Source organism: Balneolaceae bacterium, assembly GCA_034521495.1.
Classification (GTDB): Bacteria; Bacteroidota; Rhodothermia; order Balneolales; family Balneolaceae; genus Rhodohalobacter.
The window spans coordinates 77,089-97,142 of the sequence record JAXHMK010000007.1 but is presented as its reverse complement, the minus strand read 5'-3'; the positions used below and the strand labels follow the sequence as shown (position 1 = coordinate 97,142).

Annotated in this window: 20 protein-coding genes and 1 tRNA gene; 12 read left to right on the top strand and 9 right to left on the bottom strand. The window is 40.8% G+C overall.

Annotated elements, in window-relative coordinates; genetic code table 11:
• Positions 1-1,895: 1,895 nt before the first annotated feature.
• From U5K72_04305 to U5K72_04270, 8 genes are all read left to right on the top strand, one after another.
• Complete coding sequence (locus tag U5K72_04305) at positions 1,896-2,054, top strand: hypothetical protein (GenBank protein MDZ7718028.1); 159 nt, start codon at positions 1,896-1,898, stop codon at positions 2,052-2,054.
• A 950-nt stretch (positions 2,055-3,004) separates the two neighbouring features.
• Positions 3,005-3,337, top strand: a complete 333-nt coding sequence (locus tag U5K72_04300; protein MDZ7718027.1) for a type I restriction endonuclease — start codon at positions 3,005-3,007, stop codon at positions 3,335-3,337.
• Positions 3,324-3,500 carry a type I restriction endonuclease gene (locus U5K72_04295; protein MDZ7718026.1) on the top strand — a complete coding sequence of 59 codons (177 nt, stop codon included), beginning with the start codon at positions 3,324-3,326 and terminating at the stop codon, positions 3,498-3,500. Before U5K72_04300 ends, U5K72_04295 begins: the two co-directional genes overlap by 14 nt.
• Positions 3,501-3,540: 40 nt before the next feature.
• A complete protein-coding gene (locus U5K72_04290; protein MDZ7718025.1) occupies positions 3,541-4,560 on the top strand; it encodes a DEAD/DEAH box helicase family protein in 1,020 nt (339 codons plus the stop codon).
• 62 nt (positions 4,561-4,622) lie between these two features.
• Positions 4,623-4,904 (top strand): hypothetical protein, encoded by a 282-nt coding sequence (locus tag U5K72_04285; GenBank protein MDZ7718024.1) that lies wholly within the window; start codon positions 4,623-4,625, stop codon positions 4,902-4,904.
• A complete protein-coding gene (locus U5K72_04280; protein ID MDZ7718023.1) occupies positions 4,897-5,541 on the top strand; it encodes a DUF3387 domain-containing protein in 645 nt (214 codons plus the stop codon). Before U5K72_04285 ends, U5K72_04280 begins: the two co-directional genes overlap by 8 nt.
• A complete protein-coding gene (locus tag U5K72_04275) occupies positions 5,501-5,749 on the top strand; it encodes a DUF3387 domain-containing protein (protein ID MDZ7718022.1) in 249 nt (82 codons plus the stop codon). The genes U5K72_04280 and U5K72_04275 overlap by 41 nt, the downstream gene beginning before the upstream one ends.
• Positions 5,750-5,756: 7 nt before the next feature.
• Positions 5,757-6,041: a hypothetical protein gene (locus tag U5K72_04270; GenBank protein MDZ7718021.1), complete on the top strand. Its 285-nt coding sequence runs from the start codon at positions 5,757-5,759 to the stop codon at positions 6,039-6,041.
• Positions 6,042-6,124: 83 nt separating this feature from the next.
• On the opposite strand, the gene U5K72_04265 is transcribed toward U5K72_04270, so the two are convergent.
• The 7 genes from U5K72_04265 to U5K72_04235 all read right to left on the bottom strand — a co-directional run bounded on the left by U5K72_04265 (position 6,125) and on the right by U5K72_04235 (position 11,269).
• Positions 6,125-6,874, bottom strand: a complete 750-nt coding sequence (locus U5K72_04265) for a BT4734/BF3469 family protein (protein MDZ7718020.1) — start codon at positions 6,872-6,874, stop codon at positions 6,125-6,127.
• Positions 6,875-7,170: 296 nt separating this feature from the next.
• On the bottom strand, positions 7,171-7,662 hold the full coding sequence (locus tag U5K72_04260) for a hypothetical protein (GenBank protein ID MDZ7718019.1): 492 nt from the start codon (positions 7,660-7,662) through the stop codon (positions 7,171-7,173).
• Between the two features lie 12 nt (positions 7,663-7,674).
• Positions 7,675-8,250, bottom strand: a complete 576-nt coding sequence (locus U5K72_04255) for a DUF5906 domain-containing protein (GenBank protein MDZ7718018.1) — start codon at positions 8,248-8,250, stop codon at positions 7,675-7,677.
• 874 nt (positions 8,251-9,124) lie between these two features.
• Positions 9,125-9,520: a hypothetical protein gene (locus U5K72_04250; GenBank protein MDZ7718017.1), complete on the bottom strand. Its 396-nt coding sequence runs from the start codon at positions 9,518-9,520 to the stop codon at positions 9,125-9,127.
• Entirely contained in the window at positions 9,517-9,852 is a 336-nt protein-coding gene (locus tag U5K72_04245; GenBank protein MDZ7718016.1) for a hypothetical protein, read from the bottom strand. Before U5K72_04245 ends, U5K72_04250 begins: the two co-directional genes overlap by 4 nt.
• Positions 9,852-11,015 carry a tyrosine-type recombinase/integrase gene (locus tag U5K72_04240; protein MDZ7718015.1) on the bottom strand — a complete coding sequence of 388 codons (1,164 nt, stop codon included), beginning with the start codon at positions 11,013-11,015 and terminating at the stop codon, positions 9,852-9,854. The genes U5K72_04245 and U5K72_04240 overlap by 1 nt, the downstream gene beginning before the upstream one ends.
• 180 nt (positions 11,016-11,195) lie before the next feature.
• Positions 11,196-11,269, bottom strand: a tRNA-Arg gene (locus U5K72_04235).
• Positions 11,270-11,523: 254 nt separating this feature from the next.
• On the opposite strand from U5K72_04235, the gene U5K72_04230 reads away from it, so the two are divergent.
• The 3 genes from U5K72_04230 to U5K72_04220 all read left to right on the top strand — a co-directional run bounded on the left by U5K72_04230 (position 11,524) and on the right by U5K72_04220 (position 16,363).
• Positions 11,524-14,313, top strand: a complete 2,790-nt coding sequence (locus U5K72_04230; GenBank protein MDZ7718014.1) for a prolyl oligopeptidase family serine peptidase — start codon at positions 11,524-11,526, stop codon at positions 14,311-14,313.
• A gap of 324 nt (positions 14,314-14,637) precedes the next feature.
• On the top strand, positions 14,638-15,417 hold the full coding sequence (locus tag U5K72_04225) for a DUF1080 domain-containing protein (protein ID MDZ7718013.1): 780 nt from the start codon (positions 14,638-14,640) through the stop codon (positions 15,415-15,417).
• A 403-nt stretch (positions 15,418-15,820) separates the two neighbouring features.
• Entirely contained in the window at positions 15,821-16,363 is a 543-nt protein-coding gene (locus U5K72_04220) for a YceI family protein (protein MDZ7718012.1), read from the top strand.
• 185 nt (positions 16,364-16,548) lie between these two features.
• Here U5K72_04220 and ahcY read toward each other — a convergent pair whose 3' ends face one another.
• The gene (gene ahcY, locus U5K72_04215) at positions 16,549-17,850 is read right to left on the bottom strand and encodes an adenosylhomocysteinase (GenBank protein ID MDZ7718011.1); all 1,302 of its coding nucleotides are present in this window, start codon (positions 17,848-17,850) and stop codon (positions 16,549-16,551) included.
• 83 nt (positions 17,851-17,933) lie between these two features.
• Complete coding sequence (locus U5K72_04210) at positions 17,934-18,479, bottom strand: TlpA disulfide reductase family protein (protein MDZ7718010.1); 546 nt, start codon at positions 18,477-18,479, stop codon at positions 17,934-17,936.
• Between the two features lie 164 nt (positions 18,480-18,643).
• On the opposite strand from U5K72_04210, the gene lhgO reads away from it, so the two are divergent.
• On the top strand, positions 18,644-19,846 hold the full coding sequence (gene lhgO / locus U5K72_04205) for an L-2-hydroxyglutarate oxidase (protein MDZ7718009.1): 1,203 nt from the start codon (positions 18,644-18,646) through the stop codon (positions 19,844-19,846).
• Positions 19,847-20,054 lie beyond the last annotated feature (208 nt).

The window sequence follows — 20,054 nt, the reverse complement described above, 5'->3', positions numbered from 1 at the left end:
ATAAAAGATATCGTAAACAAAAGCAATGAAGGGTTAAAACCTATTGATTACCCTGATGAAGGGTTTTATTACTACAGTTTTTCTGCATATGATGAGGGGCAACGACCGGAAGTTATTAAGGGTGAGAGTATTAGTACAAGGAAAATAATTTGAAGACAAACGATGCTGTTATTATTTCCAAGTTAATTCACGAATTCCTCGAATACGGTATGCCAAGCCAAAGACTGATCGACGCTGCTTGACTTCAACTGAGTTTTTGATCTTGAATGGAGTTGGCGGTATTTTGAAATGAACTTTTGTTTATGGTCTATTGAGTTCCAAAAAATTCTATGGAAGATTCAGGAGTTTGACCGGTGGCACCTTGACAAGTCACCAACGTGTTAAACCAAAAGATTTTCGAAAAATGAAAGTTGCATTGCCCAAGGAAAACAACTGCAGAATTCCAGGAAAGAACAGGAAAACTATCTGATTTAGCTCATAACCTGAGAGAAAGGAATGAGAAGCTAAAAAAGACCAGAGATTTACTTTTGCCTAAACTGATCTCTGGGGAAATAGAAGTTCAAAGATAGCAATGTTATGATTTTAAAAAAGAATTAGAAGCTGAAAAGAGGTTTAAATTCTCCAGGATTTTAAGTGGCCAAATCCTAGTCTTTCCAAGATTTCAAAAGTTATAATGTTATTTACCTATGGAATGGCTCGGGAAAAAGCACTTTGACAGAATTAATACAGGAATTAGAGCCTGAAGGAGAGATGCCTCAAAGATTCAGAGATAGTGAGTTTGAATTGATCTCTTTCTGATGACAATGGCAATGAAATAGTAATAAATAAGGACAATACTGATTCTGCCCCTTTGATAAGAGTTTTCAATGAAGATTTATTGATCAGCATATTAAATGGGAGAAAATTCAGGCTGATCTATTGCATTTTTGGGAAAAGATGATGCCAGCAAAAAGAAAGAAGCAGATAGGCTTAAAGAAAACCGTAAATCATTAAATGAGGAGCATGATGTAAATAAAAAGAAAGAGACGATATAAAAAGATATATCGAAATGAAAAAAGATAATGCGAAAATCATAAAAGACACTTTAACTACTGAGGGACTATCCGATAAGTATGCCAATTATGACAAATCTAACATAAACTCACGATTAAAGAGCACCTTCAGTTAAAAGAAGTGAGGACTATACTCATCTCATAAAATATGAAGATGAATCAGCTAAAATAAAAAAAGCTATCCATCAAACTCCGAAGAAAAATCGTCTATTGCTAAACTGAATATCACGGGTATATCAGAATTATATAAATCAATAAGAAGTTTTTTACAAGAGACAGTGGTTTCAAAGGCTATAACTGAACTGAAGGAAAAACCGGAAATTGAAATGGAAAGAAATGGATTTAATATCCATATAGAAAATGATCTTGGGATATGTCAATTTTGAATCAAGAAATCCCCAAAGAGAGAGTTACGAAATTAGAGGGACATTTTAGTGATACGTACAATGATTTCTTGCGGAAATTAGATTCACTTAAACGGGAGGTAAAAAATGCTAATATAAATCTAAAGATACCCCATGTATCAGAGATTGACAGCACACTCCAGCAATACTTTGAAATAAAATTCATGAAGTTTGAAGAACTTGAAAATAAATATAAAAGAATATTCCGAGAACTATTGAGTGAGATAGAAAGGAAGGAGAATAACCTTCATAAATCTTTAGAAATTGAAATAACGTTTAATCAGAAATTAGAATCTAGATATATGATATTGTAGAGCAAAATCAATTTGATTATCGAAGATCATAATGAAATTGTAGAAATTTTGAGGATGAAATTTTAAGAAAAAAAGAGTCTCGGAGAAATCTCATATAATATCAAATATAACTGAATTGATCAAGCTTGAAGAAAGATCAAGAAGAATCTGAAAAAACCTTAGAGGAACTACAAAAGAAGACAAGAAAATTGAGTGAGAAAATCGATGAACTTGAAAATGAAAATGTTGGCGAATTGACAGGCTGCAGAGACTTTAAGTCAGTACCTGACGCAATATTTAGGTAGAGATGAAATCCAAGTAACCTTTGAAGAAGAGACAAAAGGATTCCATTTCAAGAGAGGTGATAAAGAGGCTACAAATTTGAGTGAAGGTGAGAGAACTGGGATTGGCACTCATATACTTTCTTACAAGTCGGCAAGATTCTGATATCGATGATTGTATTGTTGTAATTGACGATCCTGTATCAGTTGATGCCAATTCCATTATCTCATGCCTTTTCTTTTATTAAAGAGCATTGTAAAAAGGCTGAAACAACTGATTTTATTAACCCACAATTTTGAATTGTTAAGACAATTAAACAAATGGTTTAAGCATGAGGGAAAAAAAGAATCGAGATTTATGATACAATGTTCCAATAATGAAAATGTTAGGTCTTCCAGTATTGTCAAGCTTGATTCGTTACTACAGGACTACGAATCTGAATATCACTACTTATTTAAGTTGCTATACATTAGAAATGAAAAATGATGACTCATATGAATCTGTTTATCATTTTCCCAATATAGCAAGACGTTACTTAGAGATGTTTTTTAGTTCGTGCTCCTGTCGAAAAAGGAATGCATAGTAAAATTGAAAAAGTAGTTAAGAAAGGTGCTATAACTCAAGAGGAAGGGACAGCTTTACGACACTATTTAAACGTCTATTTTATGGTGACAGCTCAACAAATCATTTACAAGATTTGATGTAACCCATTTAGCTAAATCAAAGGAAGCAATCGAATCTGTTTTAAATCTTGTGAAAAAATACGACGAGAGACATTATGAAGAAATGGTAGAATTAGTAAGCTAAAGAAGGTTACTATGTCTAAATACACCGAAGACAGCATCCGTCGAACAACCCGCCGTTGAACTATTTCCAGCGTTACTAAACTGGAAAACGTACAATGCCTATGATGAGGTTTTGGGAGCAGAGGGAGATCTGAGCAGGGAGACCACGGAAGAGGTAGTGCTGACGAATATTCTTCGGGAAAAGCTTCAGACGTTTAATCCGGATATCTCCGAATGAACAGATTGAAGAGGCGATCAAAGAGATTACACGAGACCGATCCTCGGTTCATCCGGTCAAAGCCAATCAGCAGGTGTATGACCTGATCCGCGATGGCGTGGATGTAGAGTACCGGAACGCCGAGGGAACGCAGGTTCAGCATACGGTAAAGGTAGTGGACTGGTCAAAACCCGAGAAGAACGACTATCTGCTGGTCAGTCAGCTATGGGTATCCGGCGAGATGCACCGGCGCCGGCCCGATCTGATCGGATTTGTCAACGGCCATCCCCATGATTTTGTTTGAACTCAAGAAACCGGCCCGACGCCTCTATGAAGCCTATCACGATAACCTGCACGATTATAAAGATACGATTCCTCAGCTTTTCTGGTATAACCAGGTGATTATCCTCTCCAACCGGATCGGATACCAAAGTAGGAACCATCACCTCACCCTGGGAGCATTTTAACGAGTGGAAGAAGATCAGCGATGAGGAGGAGCCCGGTAGAGTGAGCCTGGAGACAGCCATCCGGGGAATCTGTGAGAAAGAGCGCCTGATGGATCTTCTGGAACACTATGTGCTGTTCAAAACCTCCGGCGGGGAACCTCAAAAGCTGCTGGCCAAAAACCACCAGTACCTGGGAGTGAACAACGCGATTCAGGCCGTACGACACATCGAGAAGAACAAGGGAAAGCTTGGCGTATTCTGGCACACACAAGGGAGCGGTAAGAGTTTTTCGATGGTATTCTTCACCCGGAAGATCATGCGGGCCCTGCCGGGCAACTGGAAGTTTGTGATTGTGACCGACCGCATTGACCTGGACGATCAGATCTACAAGAATTTTGCCTCCGTAGGAGCTGTTACCGAACCGGAGAAAACCGTGCGGGCCGACAGCAAGGAACAGCTTCAGCAGCTTCTCCGGGAGAATCACCGCTATGTGTTTACGCTGATTCACAAATTCCACGCACGGGACGGCGAGGAGTTCCCGGTCCTCAGCGAAGATGAGGATATCATTGTGATGACCGATGAGGCGCACCGAACCCAGTACGATGTGCTGGCCATGAACATGCGGAAGGCTCTGCCCAATGCGGCATTTCTCGGCTTCACCGGAACCCCGCTGATCAAAGGAGAAGATGAAAAGACGAGGGAGGTATTCGGGGACTATGTGAGCGTGTATGACTTTAAGCAGTCCATTGAGGATGGTGCTACCGTACCGCTGTTTTACGAGAACCGCATTCCGGAGCTTCAGCTCACCAACGAAGATTTGAATGAAGAGCTGGCTGAGATTCTGGATGATGCCAACCTGAACGAGAAACAGGAGGAGAAGCTGGAGCGGGAGTTCCGGCAGGAGTATCACCTGCTTACCCGGAACGACCGGCTGGAGACCATTGCCGAAGATCTTGTGGAACACTTCCTGAACAGGGGATACATGGGCAAAGGACTGTTCATTGCCGTGGATCGGTTTACGGCGATCAAGATGTATGACCTGGTTGAAAAGATATTGGCAGAAGAAATTACAGGAGTATAAAGCGGAGCTGAAAACGGCTGTCGGTTCCCGGCGCAATGCAGCTACTGGAGAAAGTCCATTTTATGAACGAGACCGATATGGCCGTGATGATCTCCCAGTCCCAGAATGAGATCCGGGATTTTGAGGCAAAAGGGCTGGATATCAAAAAGCACCGGCTGCGAATTGAGAAAGAGCCGCTGGATGAGATGTTCAAGGATGAGGACAATCCGCTGCGCCTGGTGTTTGTCTGCGCGATGTGGATCACCGGCTTTGATGTGCCCAGTTTGTCCACTCTCTACCTCGACAAGCCGATGAAGAGCCACACCCTGATGCAGACCATCGCCACGGGCCAATCGCGTGTTTGAGGGCAAAAATAACGGCCTGATTGTGGATTATGTGGGAGTGTTCCGCAACCTTCAGAAAGCTCTGGCTATCTATGCGACCGGCAAGAAAGAGGATGAGGGCGGTGAAGCGCCGGTGAAGAATAAAGAGGAGCTGGTTCGTCAGCTCGAAGAGGCGATTGCGGAAGCGAAAGCATTCTGCGATGAACAGGGAGTGGACCTGGATAAGATCATTCAGGCAAAAGGATTTGATCAGACTGTCTACCTGGATGAGTTTGCCAAAGCAATTGTGGAGTATAGGGAGCTGGATGAGTCGGTAGATGATGCCGTTGAGGAAGTTCTGATGAACGATCAGAAGAAGAAAGAGTTCAACAAACATGCGCGGGTGGTGAACAAGCTCTACAAGGCGATCCTGCCCGATCCTGATGCGTATCAATATCTGCCGGTACGGTCTGCATTAAAAGCAATTGCCGACAAGATCAAAGTACTGGAGCCGTTTCAGCCGGATGATATCTCTGAAGTAGAATATAAAATTGAAAAGAAGCTGGACGAGTCGATTGTCAGTGAGGGTTACACGATTGATTACGATACCGAACTGATTGACATCGGGAAGATCGATTTTGAGAAGCTCAAAGAGCGCTTCAACAAGAAAGAAGCATAAGCGTATTGAGCTGGAGAAGATTAAAACCACACTGAAAGAACGCATCGAAGATATGGTGGAGCAGAACCGTACCCGGATGGACTTCAAAGAGCGGTTCGAGGAGATGATTGAGAAGTACAACAACTACAGCATCAATGTGGATCTGCAGCTGGAAGAGCTGTTCGATCTGGCCAAAGACTTGAGTGAGGAGGGAGAACGCGTCAGTTAAAGAGAACATGGATGAGGAGGAGCTGGCTATCTTCGATATCGTCACCCAGCGCGAGAAAATCGATCTGAAACCGGCCGAACGAAAAAAGATCAAGGAAGGAGTTCACGATCTGATTGAAAAGCTGAAGCAGGAGAAGCTGGTGCAGGACTGGAAAAAACAGCAGCGCTACATCTCCGATGTGAAAGTAACCATCGAGCAGGAGTTTGACGACATTCTCCCCGATGTGTACGACCGGCGCCTGTTCACCTCAACGGTGAATGAGGTGTTTGATCATGTGTATCAGAGGTATTGAGTGGAAATTATGAATAAAAGCATATTTAAAGATCAAGAAAGGATAATGAACCGTTTATGTTTACAGGTCAATAAAAGGTTGTATCAATTCAATGTAACTCCATTGGCTTTGCAATAGTGGAAAAAGGTGGCAATAGTTACAGTAGCTGCCCCTTTCCCCTTTGTGCGTAAACAGTGAGAATATTGCTGGTCTGTTTCTCTTTCATTGTAACCTGGGTAGAATTGTGAGACAGAGTGAAAGTACTCTCGGCCCGACTCGCCAAACTCATCGGCCAACGCAAATCCTATTTTTAACCAAATATCGTACGAATCAGTAATATCGATTCTCCTATCTTCGACCTGTTTTACAAGCCTCTGTACTTGAACATGGGAATCCGTTTGAAATCTATAGGTTTTCCTCTTCCCTGATTGATTTGAAGATTTGTTAGATTCATAAAGAAGTTCGAGAGGTTTTGCATTGTGACTGAAGTATGCATCAGGATCATAGCTGTAACCGCGCAGAGAGGCTACATGTGAAGGCTTATCATCCAGTTTGATTCCATAGTTCCCAAATGCATTTTTCATCGCCTTAAAATGGTTTTTATGCTTCTCTGGATATTTAATCGGAATGAGTCCCCAGTATCCCTTCCCGGACACAGACAGTCCGACATAAGCCACGTTTACTATTTTGGATATTTCTTCTTTGAGTGCTTTAAAGTTGGCAATATTTATATGGTCTTTTCCGTCAATGTCGAATTGTATCAAACCTGAATGCTCAATTAGCTTCTCTTTTGATCGATACGAAAACTGGCCAGATGGAGTGATAGCTGGCAGAGTTGCCTTTAAGTGCGTCACGCTCTTTTTTGTCTTTAATCTCCCTGATGCGTTGAACCTGCTTAGCGTATTTTGAAGATTGAAGCCACTGTAACAAATTCACCGGTTTCGGGTTGTCGGAAGTTCTGTAATTTTTGAAGCAGGATATCTTGACGTTTAATACAGATTTCATCGTTATCTATTCGCAACTTCTTGATTAATGAAATCAGTGAAGTCAGTGGTTTTACATTTCACTCACACAGATATATACACTGATTTAACTGATTGAAGAAAACACATGTGTGAGTTGAGTTAAGTAAAATATATAATCACCTACTTCACCGATTACATTGATTATTGATTCTAAAATGGTACCTCTGATTTGAGATTCTGTGCGGTTTCAATTCTTGCTCGTTTAGGAAGTTCCTTTTTTGCATAGATTGCAGAACGTTTGCCTCCAATTTTCCATAAACCATCTTTTGCAGCATCATTCTCTTCACCCTTATATACCCAGCCGTTTCAAAACGATGAGGTATTTGCCTGTTATTTCGGCGATCATTCAACCAATCATAGAAATCTCCACCTGCGGCTTCTGCTACCATGTTAATCGTCACGGCATCAGGGTTGTTTAATTTGTCGAGTGCATCAGCAAGCTCTGCATCTTCGGGAGCTCTGTTTGAATCTACAATCTCCCAAAACCCATCCGTTTTTGGTGGCGGGGCTTTTGGATCGAAATTGCTTAAATCATATTCCTTCAAGAAAGCAGCTACATGATTGGTACCGCCATTGCCATACCAATCCCATATAATCTGCCAGTAATCTTCACTCAAAATCTGGCTTTGTTATATTTCGCTCCATGCAACGTAATGGCGGCGATCATCTGCGGGTATATAGATCCCGCTTGTTTTGTGATTCGTTGTTATGACGACTCCGCACAAATTTGGCACGCTGTATTCCTGCCTGTTTTTCTCATCGCATCGTAGCGCCATCGGCGGAGAAGCTGTAAAGGTTTTTAAATGCTCATAAAGCTTATATCTATCTTTATCTCCAAGGTCTCGGGCTTCGCTGACATGCAGAATTACCGACTTGATAAATCCATTAAACCTCCCCAAAAGTTGATTTGGATTTACGTCTTCCATATTCCAGGGACCAATTGCATGTCTAACGGGTTCAAGTATCGTGTCTTTACCAATCCCCTGCTGCCCTCCCAAAACTAAAGCGTGATTAATCTTAACTTCTGGATATTGCACTCGTTGAGCCAACCAACAAAAGATATGATCGACATTTTCCGGATACACTTTTGTAACATGGTTAATCCATTTATGAGCCTTATCGGGATCTCCAAGATCGATTTTTGGGGGTTGATACAAATTGAAAGAAGTAGAACCATAAGCATCAACAATGCCTCCATTGACCACCGAATTTATTTTCTAACAGCATTGGGTGACCTGGCATCCATGTCATCTGCTCAACCGAACGGTTTTTGGCCAACCATTCTGTAGCTTCGATAGCTTTTATTCCGATTTAGTGTAGTTATTAGTACCAACCTTATTTATTCTTGAATTAACGCTTCTCGCAGGCCATAAATCTTTTGTAGGTATGTATATGAATTTATTTTCTGGAGCATAGGCATAAAAATCATCAACTGCAGCTCGGCTTTTACTGAATCATTATGTTTCTCCTTATCTTAATTTTAGTCGATAAGAGTATCATTCAAATCAGTTGATGCTGGTATTTGAACTACAGACCACCTTCTTACTTTTCACTCATACATCTTTACCTCTTCGTTGCCGGTTTCAATAATCGATCAATGACTTTCCGCTCGAAGTACTTCCGACGTCCTTTCCCGCTAATTTTTAGGCTGGGTATAAACCCATCATCACTCGGATGGAGGTTGCTGCGGTTCAGTACCGTTCTTTGATCGATACCATATTCGGCTTCAATATCCTGGGCTGTCAGATATTTGGAAGAGTTGCGCTTGTTTTGAAGGGCACTAACTACGAAGTCAAGCTTATCTTCGAGTTTGGTTATTTTGTTGGAGTAACGTTTTTTCTGATTGCATGACTCATATGTTTCGTTTGAATTAACAGATGAAACATATGGATTATGGGATATAAAGACATTTCATATCAGCAACTTAGAAGATGAGATTTTAATAGAAAAGTTCTAATTGAGAAGGGGTTTTTTATTAAAATCCTAAATAACCTGAAAATGCTTCCCATTGAGTGCTCAAAAGTGAATTTTATTTCAGAGTTTTAATAAGTCAAATCTCAAAATTTTAACTTAAAGTTGTTATAAATGGATTGGTAATAGCTTACTCTCGCTAAGTATGAAGTCAATTCGTCCTAAAACTTCGAAATTCGATTTAGCTTCATTTACATTTTCTGAGAGTGACCTTTCATTTGATTTGCCTTTGAACATTTTATCATATATTTCATCGACACTTCGTACAAGCTTTTTGTAAGTATACTTTTCGGAAAGATTTAAGTGCATTTCCACATGCTCAATAGCTTTTATCTGTGCTATATTTTTTGAAATATCATTGAGTCTCGCGATTAATGTTTCAATTAGGCTATTACTTAAATAGCGAAAATAAATCTTATCATCACTTTCATTTATCCGAGAAACTGCCAATGCTTTGAAGGGTGTATAGTGAATTTTGTCTAACTCTTTTTTCTTCGAGATCAATTTATTTCCCGGGCAAATGCTAAAGCACCTTTAATTGATTCATTTTTCTGCTTTTCATACTGCTTCAAAAGCTCATTTTTAAAAGTTTCGTTAAACTTTTCAGAATCAAACCCATTGAATGGTTTCAATGCCGTTTGAAGATGCTTTAAATCCCGATTTTTAAATTCGACGAAGTTCGTTGATAATTGTATCGGGATTGATTGTTCCTGCCCAACATAATGAGCTACTGAATGGCTTCTTAATTCATCTCCAATTAGCATTAAATACAGAATGGTCTTCTCGATTGATTCTGTCTTCCCATCTTTTTCTATGAATATTTTCTTATTCCCCATCAATTCTTGGTTATAAGTCCTAATTTAATCGCACGATCCTTTCGGTCTTTCACTACTAAATTGACATACCGCATGGTTACTTCAATGCTTTTATGGCCCAGCATCTCCTTCACCATCGTTACATCAAAACCCTGACGAATCATATACGTTGCGCATGAGTGCCGTAGACAGTGAAAGTGAATGGTGTCTTTAACCTTGGCCTCATTTACATACGATTTAAAAACCTTGGATACATTATTGCCCGTAAGCGCAATTTCCAATTTCTTTGTCGACCTGGGACTTGGAAATACCAGTCCCTTATTTGGGTAACCATTAAGCTTATGCCAGGCTCTTAATCGGTCATACGCCTGATCAAAAATGATAACCGTTCGTTCCTTCCCGTTCTTCGTATCCGTTACATGTATTTCTCTTTTGTTTAAATTCACATGCTCCCAACGAAGTTGAACCAACTCTTTCCTTCGCAATCCCGTGTAGTATGCAGTAGTGATTAAAGGTTTGAACCAATGCTGCTTCTGCGAATCGTGAGTTATCGCTCCCGATTTTTTATGCTTTAGTTGGTACTTCCGAAAGGCTGTTATGATATCATTCAGCGTCTCTTCATCGAAGATTTTCTCGACCAAATTATCCTTCTTCTTTGGCGGTTTTACATCATCGCAGGGGTTCTTGGAAATGATCTCTTTATTTTTCATCCAGTTGAAGAAAGCCTTGAGATGCCGCAGATAGTTTCGTTGTGTAGCATTGGCGTACCCAGGCTTGAAACAAAAGGTACGGATATCACTTGCTTTTATGAGCGGGGCTGTCATGGATCGACCCACATGTTCAATGAAAAGATTAATAACAGACCGGTATCCTTTTTTTGTTGGTTCAGAAACATGCGATTTGAATTTTAAAAATTGCTTCTTCAAATCTTCCAGATAGTAACTGTCTGCTACCGCTGGCTTAGAACTCTCTTGTTGAGATTTTTCGTATTCCCTTACACTCCATGAATCATCAAAGGGATTGATCTCTCCACGTTGATAGAGTTTTTCATATTCAACTTTTTTATGCTCGGCAATTTTTTTGTAGGAGGTGCCAAGTGCGTAGGTTTTAGTTATCTGCTTCCCATCTTCTCGAGTCTTGAATACGATGGAATAGGTTTTTCCTCTCTTTTTGAGGCTTGCCATGGTAGTACATTTGGCTATTAGAACTCTAATTTCTGTACTACCAATGTACCACCAAATGTACTACCATTTCAAGAAATATTGCCGATTATGTGAAAATCCTTCACAAGAAAAGCTGGTCAAAATGACGAAAAAACATAAAAAAACCCCGTTTAAAGCTAATTAAACGGGGTTTTCAGTAAGTACGCCCGGAAGGATTTGAACCCTCAACCTTCTGATCCGAAGTCAGACGCTCTATCCAGTTGAGCTACGGGCGCAATGAAGAATTCAGGTTTTCCTGAAAAATCAAAGAACAGAAAAATAAGTGTTTTTAATCTTTGATACAACTTCTCCATCCGAGTTTAAAAGCACTGTTTCCATTTCTCAGCTGTCAGAACGTTACATTGAAATTTTTTACTTAAAAATCTTTACAGTGATTCTATTTTGATTATAAATGACCCTGTTTCATTCTTTTTTATTTTTTTGTACTGTGAAGGTTAACTATGAATCAAATACAACCCATTCTTTAAAAATGTCTTTTTTCAACCGTTTTTGTGCAGTTTTCCTTGTCTTGATCTTCAGCTTCTCTTCATTTCTGCTCGCCCAGGAGAATGAAAAAGTTAAACTGGAACCGAATGATTATGAAGAATGGCAGCGTATCACGAATACAGCTTTTTCCAATGATGGCAGCTGGTTTGCCTATAATATTGAGTTGGTAGATGGTGACGGCTGGCTTATGATAAAAAAAGTTGCATCAGACTCAACAGGTGAACACAAATTCATGCATGGTATCAGCCCCGAATTTTCTGAAAATAATGAGTGGGCAGCGTTTCAAATTGGAGTTTCGGAAGAAGAAGAAAAGAATCTTGAGCAACAAAACGAGAGAGTTCAGTACAAGCTTGGCCTTATGAATCTGGCATCTGCCAATGTGGATACATTTGAAAATATCCAACAGTTTGAATTTTCTGAAACAGGGAATCACATTGTCATGAACAAGTACAAACCGGAGGATCAAAAAGGCGGAGGCGAGATTGTTGTTCGAAATCTCCAAACCGGGCAGAATCAGCTCATCGGGAACGTATCTGAATATACGTTTAATGAAGAAGGAACTCTCCTCGCCATAGCTATTGATGCATCAGAAAAACTGGGCAATGGAGTGCAGCTTTTAAATCTGAAGAACCAACATATGGCCGTTCTGGAAAGTGATACGGCGAATTTTAAAAATCTAACCTGGAGTGAAGAAGAAAATGCACTGGCATTTGTTAAAGCCATAACAAACGATCAATACAAAAATAAAACTCATGAGATATATGCCTACCGAAATTTACCATCCTCAACAGAAGCTAATGTATTCAGGCAAAATAGGTTTGAAGAATTTCCGGCTGATCACCGCATTGTTGAATTCCGGGACTTGATTTGGACAGATGACGGAAATACAATCTTCTTTGGCATACAAGAATGGGAGAAGAATGAAAAACCAACAAAACCGGATACACCCGGAGATTCTGAGGCAGAAACTGACAGCACTAAAAACGAGAAACAGGATGTAGATCCTGATGAAGACCTCGATCCAACAAATGTTGAAATCTGGCATTGGCAAGACGACCAGATTCAACCGCGCCAAGAGGTGTTACAAAATTCACTTAAAGAAGAGAATCATCTTTCTGCGTGGCATTTAGATAAAGACTCATTTGTGCAACTGGGTGACAGTTTAATGGAGAATGTTTCACTGACCGGCGATCATCAACATGCCGTTGGTTATGTAGAGAAGCCTTATGAGCCTACATTTGAAGAGGAATGGAGGGATATATACCTGATTGACGTGAATACCGGAGAGCGGGAAAAAATTCTTGAGCGAAGGGAAATTGTCAATACGTCACCGGGCGGCGACTATCTGCTCTATTTTTGGGATAATGAATGGCGGGCGTATGACATCGAAGAGAGAAAAGAGATTAATTTAACCGGGGATGTAAATACGCGGTTTGAAAACTACCACATAGTAACAGGAAGTGAGCAACAACCCCCTTTCGGTAATGGCAGATGGGCTAAAGATGATGCATGGATACTGCTCTACGACGAATATGATGTCTATCGTGCTACACCTGACGGCGATGTGATTGAAAAACTAACAAATGGATCACAGGATAGTATTCGCTATCGCCAGGTTTACCTCGATATGGAAGACGATTTTGTTGAACCAGACGAAGCGCTCTACTTCCACATGTATGGCGATTATACGAAAAAGAGAGGCTACGCCCGACTCGGTAATAACGACAGGTTACATACACTCTTGTATAAAGACCAGCAGATTAACAGACTCAACAAAGCCAAAGATGCCGAAAAGTTTATCTATTCAGCCGAAAGTTCAACCGACTCGCCTGACTTCTTTTATGTTGAGAGAGATTTTAACAATCCCATTGAGCTAACCAACACAAATCCTCAACAGGAGAATTACTACTGGGCTGATGACGAACTTATAACCTTCCATAATGAGCGGGGGAAAAAGCTTCAGGGACGGCTGCTCTATCCGGCAAATTATAATCCCGATAAAAAATATCCCATGATTGTTTATATCTATGAGCGGCGCTCCCAGGATATGCATTCCTACACCATTCCAACTCGCACGAATCCGTATAATTTCAGACGCTTTTCTTCTGAGGGATATTTTGTATTCCAGCCCGATATAACCTATGAGCTGCGGGATCCGGGCATGTCGGCTGTAAAATCTGTACTGCCGGCGGTAGAAAAGGTTTTAGAAACCGGGATGATAGATAAAGATAAGTTGGGATTGACGGGCCACTCTTGGGGAGCTTATCAAACCTCTTTTATTATTACACAAACCAATATGTTTAACTCTGCCGTGGCCGGTGCACCGCTTACCAATATGGTCAGCATGTATAATTCCATCTACTGGAACTCTGGTATGACGGATGCAAGAATATTTGAAATTTCACAGGGACGCTTCCCGGACCCGTGGTGGATGGACTGGGATAAATTCATCGACAATTCTCCCATTTTTAATATGAAGAATACAGAAACACCACTCTTGGTTGAATTTGGTACGGATGACGGTGCAGTTGATTTTAACCAGGGCGTGGAGCTTTATACAACCATGCGCCGCATGGAAAAACCTTTTGTGATGCTGGTGTATGAAGGCGAGAATCATGGGCTGGCCCGCGAGGAGAATCAGATTGACTACGCTACCAGAGCTTTTGAATGGCATGACCACTACCTGAATGGTAAGCCTGCCCCAAAATGGATTAAAGAGGGGCTTCCTTATTTACAGAGACCGGAAATAGTAGAAGAAGATAATGGTGAATAGCTGGAGGCTGGAATGTGGTTTGATGCTTTTAGGAATGTTGAGGACGATTAGTTGATTGTTCGCTCATCGATGTTTTTTTGGAAATTTGGAGTTTGGCAATTGCCTACTGTCAACTATTTGTGATTTTGTCTACTGGTTGATGATGAAACCTTCACTCTAATTAAAATTTTCAACAGAATCGTAAAGAAATGAAAACAATAAATACAATTTTATGATGGCTTCTCTATTTTATCTATCATAAATTTCTTGAATCGATATAGTGCAAATACCATCAACACACATTCGATTCATTTGCTCATTTTGAACTAACATAACATATACCTTATGAAATCAACACCAACTTTTTGCGATAAATATACGACTCTGATATTAAAAACCTTTCTTTCTTTAGCTCTGATATTGAGTCTCACATCCTTAGATTCAACAATTGCTCAACAAAATGATTGGGTGTCTCTTTTTAATGGAGAAGATCTCTCCGGCTGGATGATTCCTGAAGGCGACAATGGGCACTGGAAAGTAGTTGACGGCGTGATTGATTACGACGCCATGAGTGAAGCCGAGGGAGACAAAGCCCTGTGGTCTGAGCAGGAATATGAAGATTTTGTCCTAAAAGTAGACTGGCGTATTAAGGAAGTGCCTTATACCAATCCCAATGTACCTATTGTAATGCCCGATGGTTCTCATAAGTTAGATGAAAATGGCGAGGTGATTCGAATGGGCGTTCCCGATTCCGACTCCGGAATTTACGTGCGCGGGACATCCAAAGCCCAGATTAATATTTGGAACTGGCCAATTGGATCAGGTGAAGTGTATGGCTACCGAACCGATTCTTCCATGCCTGCCGATGTTCGCGCCGGAGTAACACCAGCCATCAATGCTGACAAAAATATTGGCGAGTGGAATACTTTTGTAATTACTGTTGAAGGCAGACACTTAACGGTTGAATTGAATGGCCATAAAGTTTTAGATCATGCTCATCTTCCGGGATTACCTGAATCGGGTCAAATTGCGCTTCAACATCACGGAAGCCAGAATGAAAATGGAGAATGGGTAAGTCCTCCATCATTAGTTCAGTTCAAGAATATCTCTATTAAAGAACTGTAAACGCCTTTATAATCGTAGGGGTAATTCATAATTGCCCCTACGTCTTGAAATTCCTCTTTGGAAATGAAGCGGCACAAGTGACGCCTCGCTTAACACTTGCGCCAGTAAGTGATGATCTGCTAAGCTCTAAATTGAATTCACTTTCCTCCTTGTTCCGAAGGTCTCCTTCGGAACATTTCCCTTGGAAGCTCTCATGTGAAACGTCTATAATGTTTGAGTCCTTTTGATTGGTGTGATGATTGACTGGAAGCGGAGCTTCGGGTTGGCGTGCCGAAGGAGGACCTTCGGCACGAGTAAAGTGCTCTATAATATCCATCAATAAAATTTATTTGTAGCAGAACTTCTACCAGCTTATTTTAGTTTAACATTAAACTAATTAATATTAAAACATAATTATAAAGCAATGGCTACAGAAACACTCATCAAATGGACAATCGATACTGCTCACTCTGAAATTAATTTTAAAGTGAAGCATCTTGTAATTTCAACTGTTACTGGAAAATTCAACAGTTTTGATGCCTCCGTTGAAACTGAAAATGAAGATTTTGAAGATGCAAAGATCTACTTCGAAGCAGATATCAACAGCATCGATACAAATAATGAAGACCGCAATGCACACCTGAAATCAGATGATTTCTTCAATGCAGAAGAGCATCCGAAGCTGACGTTTGAATCTACTTCTTTCAAAAAAATTGGCGACGGGCAGTACAAGCTGATTGGTAATCTGACGATTCGCGGCAACACAAAACCGGTTGCACTCGATGCTGTATACGGAGGCACAGTTCAGGATCCTTACGGAAATACCAAAGCCGGTTTTGAAGTAACGGGCACCATCAACCGAAAAGAGTTTGGGTTGAAATGGAACGGTGTCACCGAAGCTGGTAACCTGGTCGTTTCAGAAGAAGTAAAACTGGATTTGAATGTTCAGTTTACGGAAGAGGCGTAAAATATTAAAGACATGGTATTTTTCCTTTTTGGCACAAACTTTCAAGCTGCTTAAAAAAGGTTCAATTGAAAAAAGTTATTAGTTGGTACTAAAAATACCATGTCTCCAGATTGCTTTAAAGCAAAAAAGCCCGTCCTGAGAAATCAAGACGGGCTTTTTAATTCGTTCGAAAATCAGATCAAAGATCAATATCGATAGTGATCTGGTTTGTATGGTCCTTCTTTCGGTACTCCGATATATTCAGATTGCTCCTCAGAAAGCTCTTCTAACTCCACACCAATCTTTTGTAGATGCAGACGGGCCACTTTCTCGTCGAGATGTTTTGGCAGAACATGTACATCTACTTCAAACTCTTCATTCCAAAGTGCTATTTGGGCAAGAGTTTGATTGGTGAAACTGTTACTCATCACAAAACTTGGATGACCGGTTGCATTTCCGAGATTCATCAGGCGGCCTTGTGAGAGAAGAATCAGCTCTTTGCCATCTTCGAACCGGAACAGATCAACCTGGGGTTTGATATTCTCTTCCTCGGCATTGTCTTTCAACCATTTCACATCAATCTCATTATCAAAATGACCGATATTTCCGACAATAGCTTTGTCTTTCATCATTCTGAAATGCTCCTCTGTGAGAATATCTTTATTTCCTGTAGCTGTCACAAAAATATCACCTTCTTTAGCAGCGTTGGCCATTCGTTTCACTTCATAACCATCCATGGCAGCCTGAAGGGCACAGATTGGGTCAATTTCAGTTACAATTACACGCGCACCAGCTCCTCTCAATGAAGCTGCAGATCCTTTTCCAACATCACCATAACCGGCAATCACGGCAACTTTCCCGGCCATCATCACATCTGTGGCACGGCGAATGGCGTCGGCACAAGATTCTCGGCAACCATATTTGTTATCAAACTTAGACTTAGTTACGGAGTCGTTTACGTTGATTGCCGGAACTGTTAATGTTCCTTGTTTAACGCGATCATAGAGTCGCAAAACGCCGGTTGTTGTTTCTTCCGAAATACCTCGGATTCCGTCAGTCAATTCAGGATAGTTATCTAAAACCATATTGGTGAGATCACCGCCGTCGTCCAAGATCATATTGAGCGGTTTGCCATCCGGGAAGAAAAGGGTCTGCTCAATGCACCAGTTATACTCTTCTTCATTCATCCCTTTCCATGCGTATACAGGCACGCCCGATTTTGCAATTGCGGCGGCGGCATGATCTTGTGTGGAATAGATATTACAGGAAGACCACTGGACTTCAGCTCCCAATTCAATCAGTGTTTCAATCAAAACGGCTGTCTGAACCGTCATATGCAAACAACCGGCAATACGAGCACCTTCCAACGGTTTCGATTCACCAAATTCTTCGCGGGTTGCCATCAATCCGGGCATTTCAGCTTCAGCAAGAGCAATCTCCTGGCGTCCAAATCTGGCAAGCCCAATATCTTTTACTTTGTACGGTAATTTATCTACTTGTTGTTCCATCTAATTAGTATAGTATTGATTTAAATTTTGCTTAAGAATAAACGGAAAAGTTTATCATAAGGTTCAACTCCCGTTAATATTTTCTATTCTATCTCAAAGTATTTAGCAAGAAGCTCTTTAGTTTTTTCATAATCAGCTTCTCGTCCATATGATCCCATTTCAATGGTTATCAGGTTTCCTTCTGGATCTACAAAAACTTTGAACGGAATTCCCTGGCCTCCCAATCGTCTGAAAACCTCGTTTTCATCGTATAAAAATTCAAAATCATAATCATTTCGTTCGGCAAATATCCGGGCTTCTTCAGGCCCTTCGTTTAAACCTACCGTAACAGCCAGAACTTCGAATTTATCAGGATGTTCTTCCCGAAGATCCTGCATTGCAGGAAATACCTGGAGACAGGGACCACACCACGTTTCCCAAAAATCGATAAGTACGAGTTTTCCTTCATACTCATCTATACTCACTTCATTTCCATCCAGATCGGTAAATACGGCATTTTGAACAATACTCTCATCCGTCTGATTTTCCTGGTTTTGAGCCTGACCCTCTGACTGCGAGTCCGATTCACCTCCGCAACCGATCAAAAGAACTGAAAAGAAAAATATTCCGAGTATGCTTAATTTTTTCATGTGATTATTTCCTTAAAAATTGAATGTTAAAAATAACAGGATTTCAGCAAAAATGTTTAACGATTATCTAACGGTTTGATTTGCCATTCTTGAAGCTTTAAAAACATGTGAATGCCAACTACAATTCTTATATTTGATATGTTTGAATGTAAAATATAGTGCTAATGATTTATGATTTTCTGGTAGCCGGGGCCGGTATTGTAGGGTTATCAACCGCTTACAAACTTTCAAAAAAATACCCGGATGCCTCTATTCTTGTTCTCGAAAAAGAAGACAGAGTTGCTGCCCATCAAACCGGGCACAATTCCGGTGTAATCCATTCCGGTATCTACTATCAGCCGGGAAGCTACAAGGCAAAAAACTGTGTGGATGGACGTCACCAGATTGTTGAGTATTGCCAGGAAAATGGTGTTCAACATGAAATCTGCGGGAAGATAATAGTTGCATCAGAAGATAAAGATCTTCCTCGCCTTCACAGCCTTTACAAAAGAGGCTTGCAAAATGAAATTGAAGGCATCCGGCTGATTGATGAACAAGAGATGAAAGAGATTGAACCTTTTGTGACGGGTGTTCACGCCATTCATGTTCCCTGTTCCGGTATAGTTGATTTTACCGGGGTTTGTCAGTCTCTTCACAGCAAGCTTAAGGAGTTCGGGAATTCTGTTTTGTTTGATACTCCGGTTAAAGCCGTCCATCAAACCAATGGGTGTTTATCGGTGCAATCGAACAAGGAGACATTCAAAACTAAACATTTTATCAACTGCACGGGACTTCACAGCGATCGGGTTGCACAATCTTCCGGTATCAAGCCAAAAATTAAAATTGTGCCGTTTCGTGGAGAATATTTTGAGTTGACGGCCGGAGCAAAACATAAAGTTAAGGGCCTGATCTACCCGATGCCTAATCCTGAATTTCCATTCCTGGGCGTTCATTTTACAAAAATGGCTCTTGGTGGAGTAGAGTGCGGACCCAATGCGGTTTTTGCATTCAAACGCGAGGGCTACAAAAAAACCTCTTTTGACCTGAATGACACCATTGAAACATTTGATTTTCCCGGCTTCTGGAAACTTGCCGGAAAGCACTGGCAGATGGGACTCGATGAAATATATCGCTCCTTTTCCAAAAGTGGATTTTTAAAAAACCTTCAGAAATTAATCCCCTCTATTACGTTAGACGATCTGAAAAAGTCGCCCTCGGGAGTTCGTGCCATGGCTCTGAAACCAGATGGCGAACTGCTGGATGATTTTTATTTTGAAACAACCGACCGCGAAATTCATGTTTTAAATGCTCCAAGCCCGGCAGCTACAGCAGGCCTGTCCATCGGGGATGAGATCGTAAAAAAAGCTGAAATCTCTTTTTCTCTTTAGATTAACCAGCCCTTGTCGCAGTGCTCTGCCCTGCGACAAAACCACACCTGCTCTGCTGGGCACCGATTCTACTACATTAGCTATTTCTTTGTTCGGGAGCAGAGGGCCCTCACCAGAGTTCCTGGACGGAACACCTGAACGAGATTAACCTGACTCTAAAAATCAATCCATAGATAAAAATCATCATATTGTGATTTTTTTGTCGTTA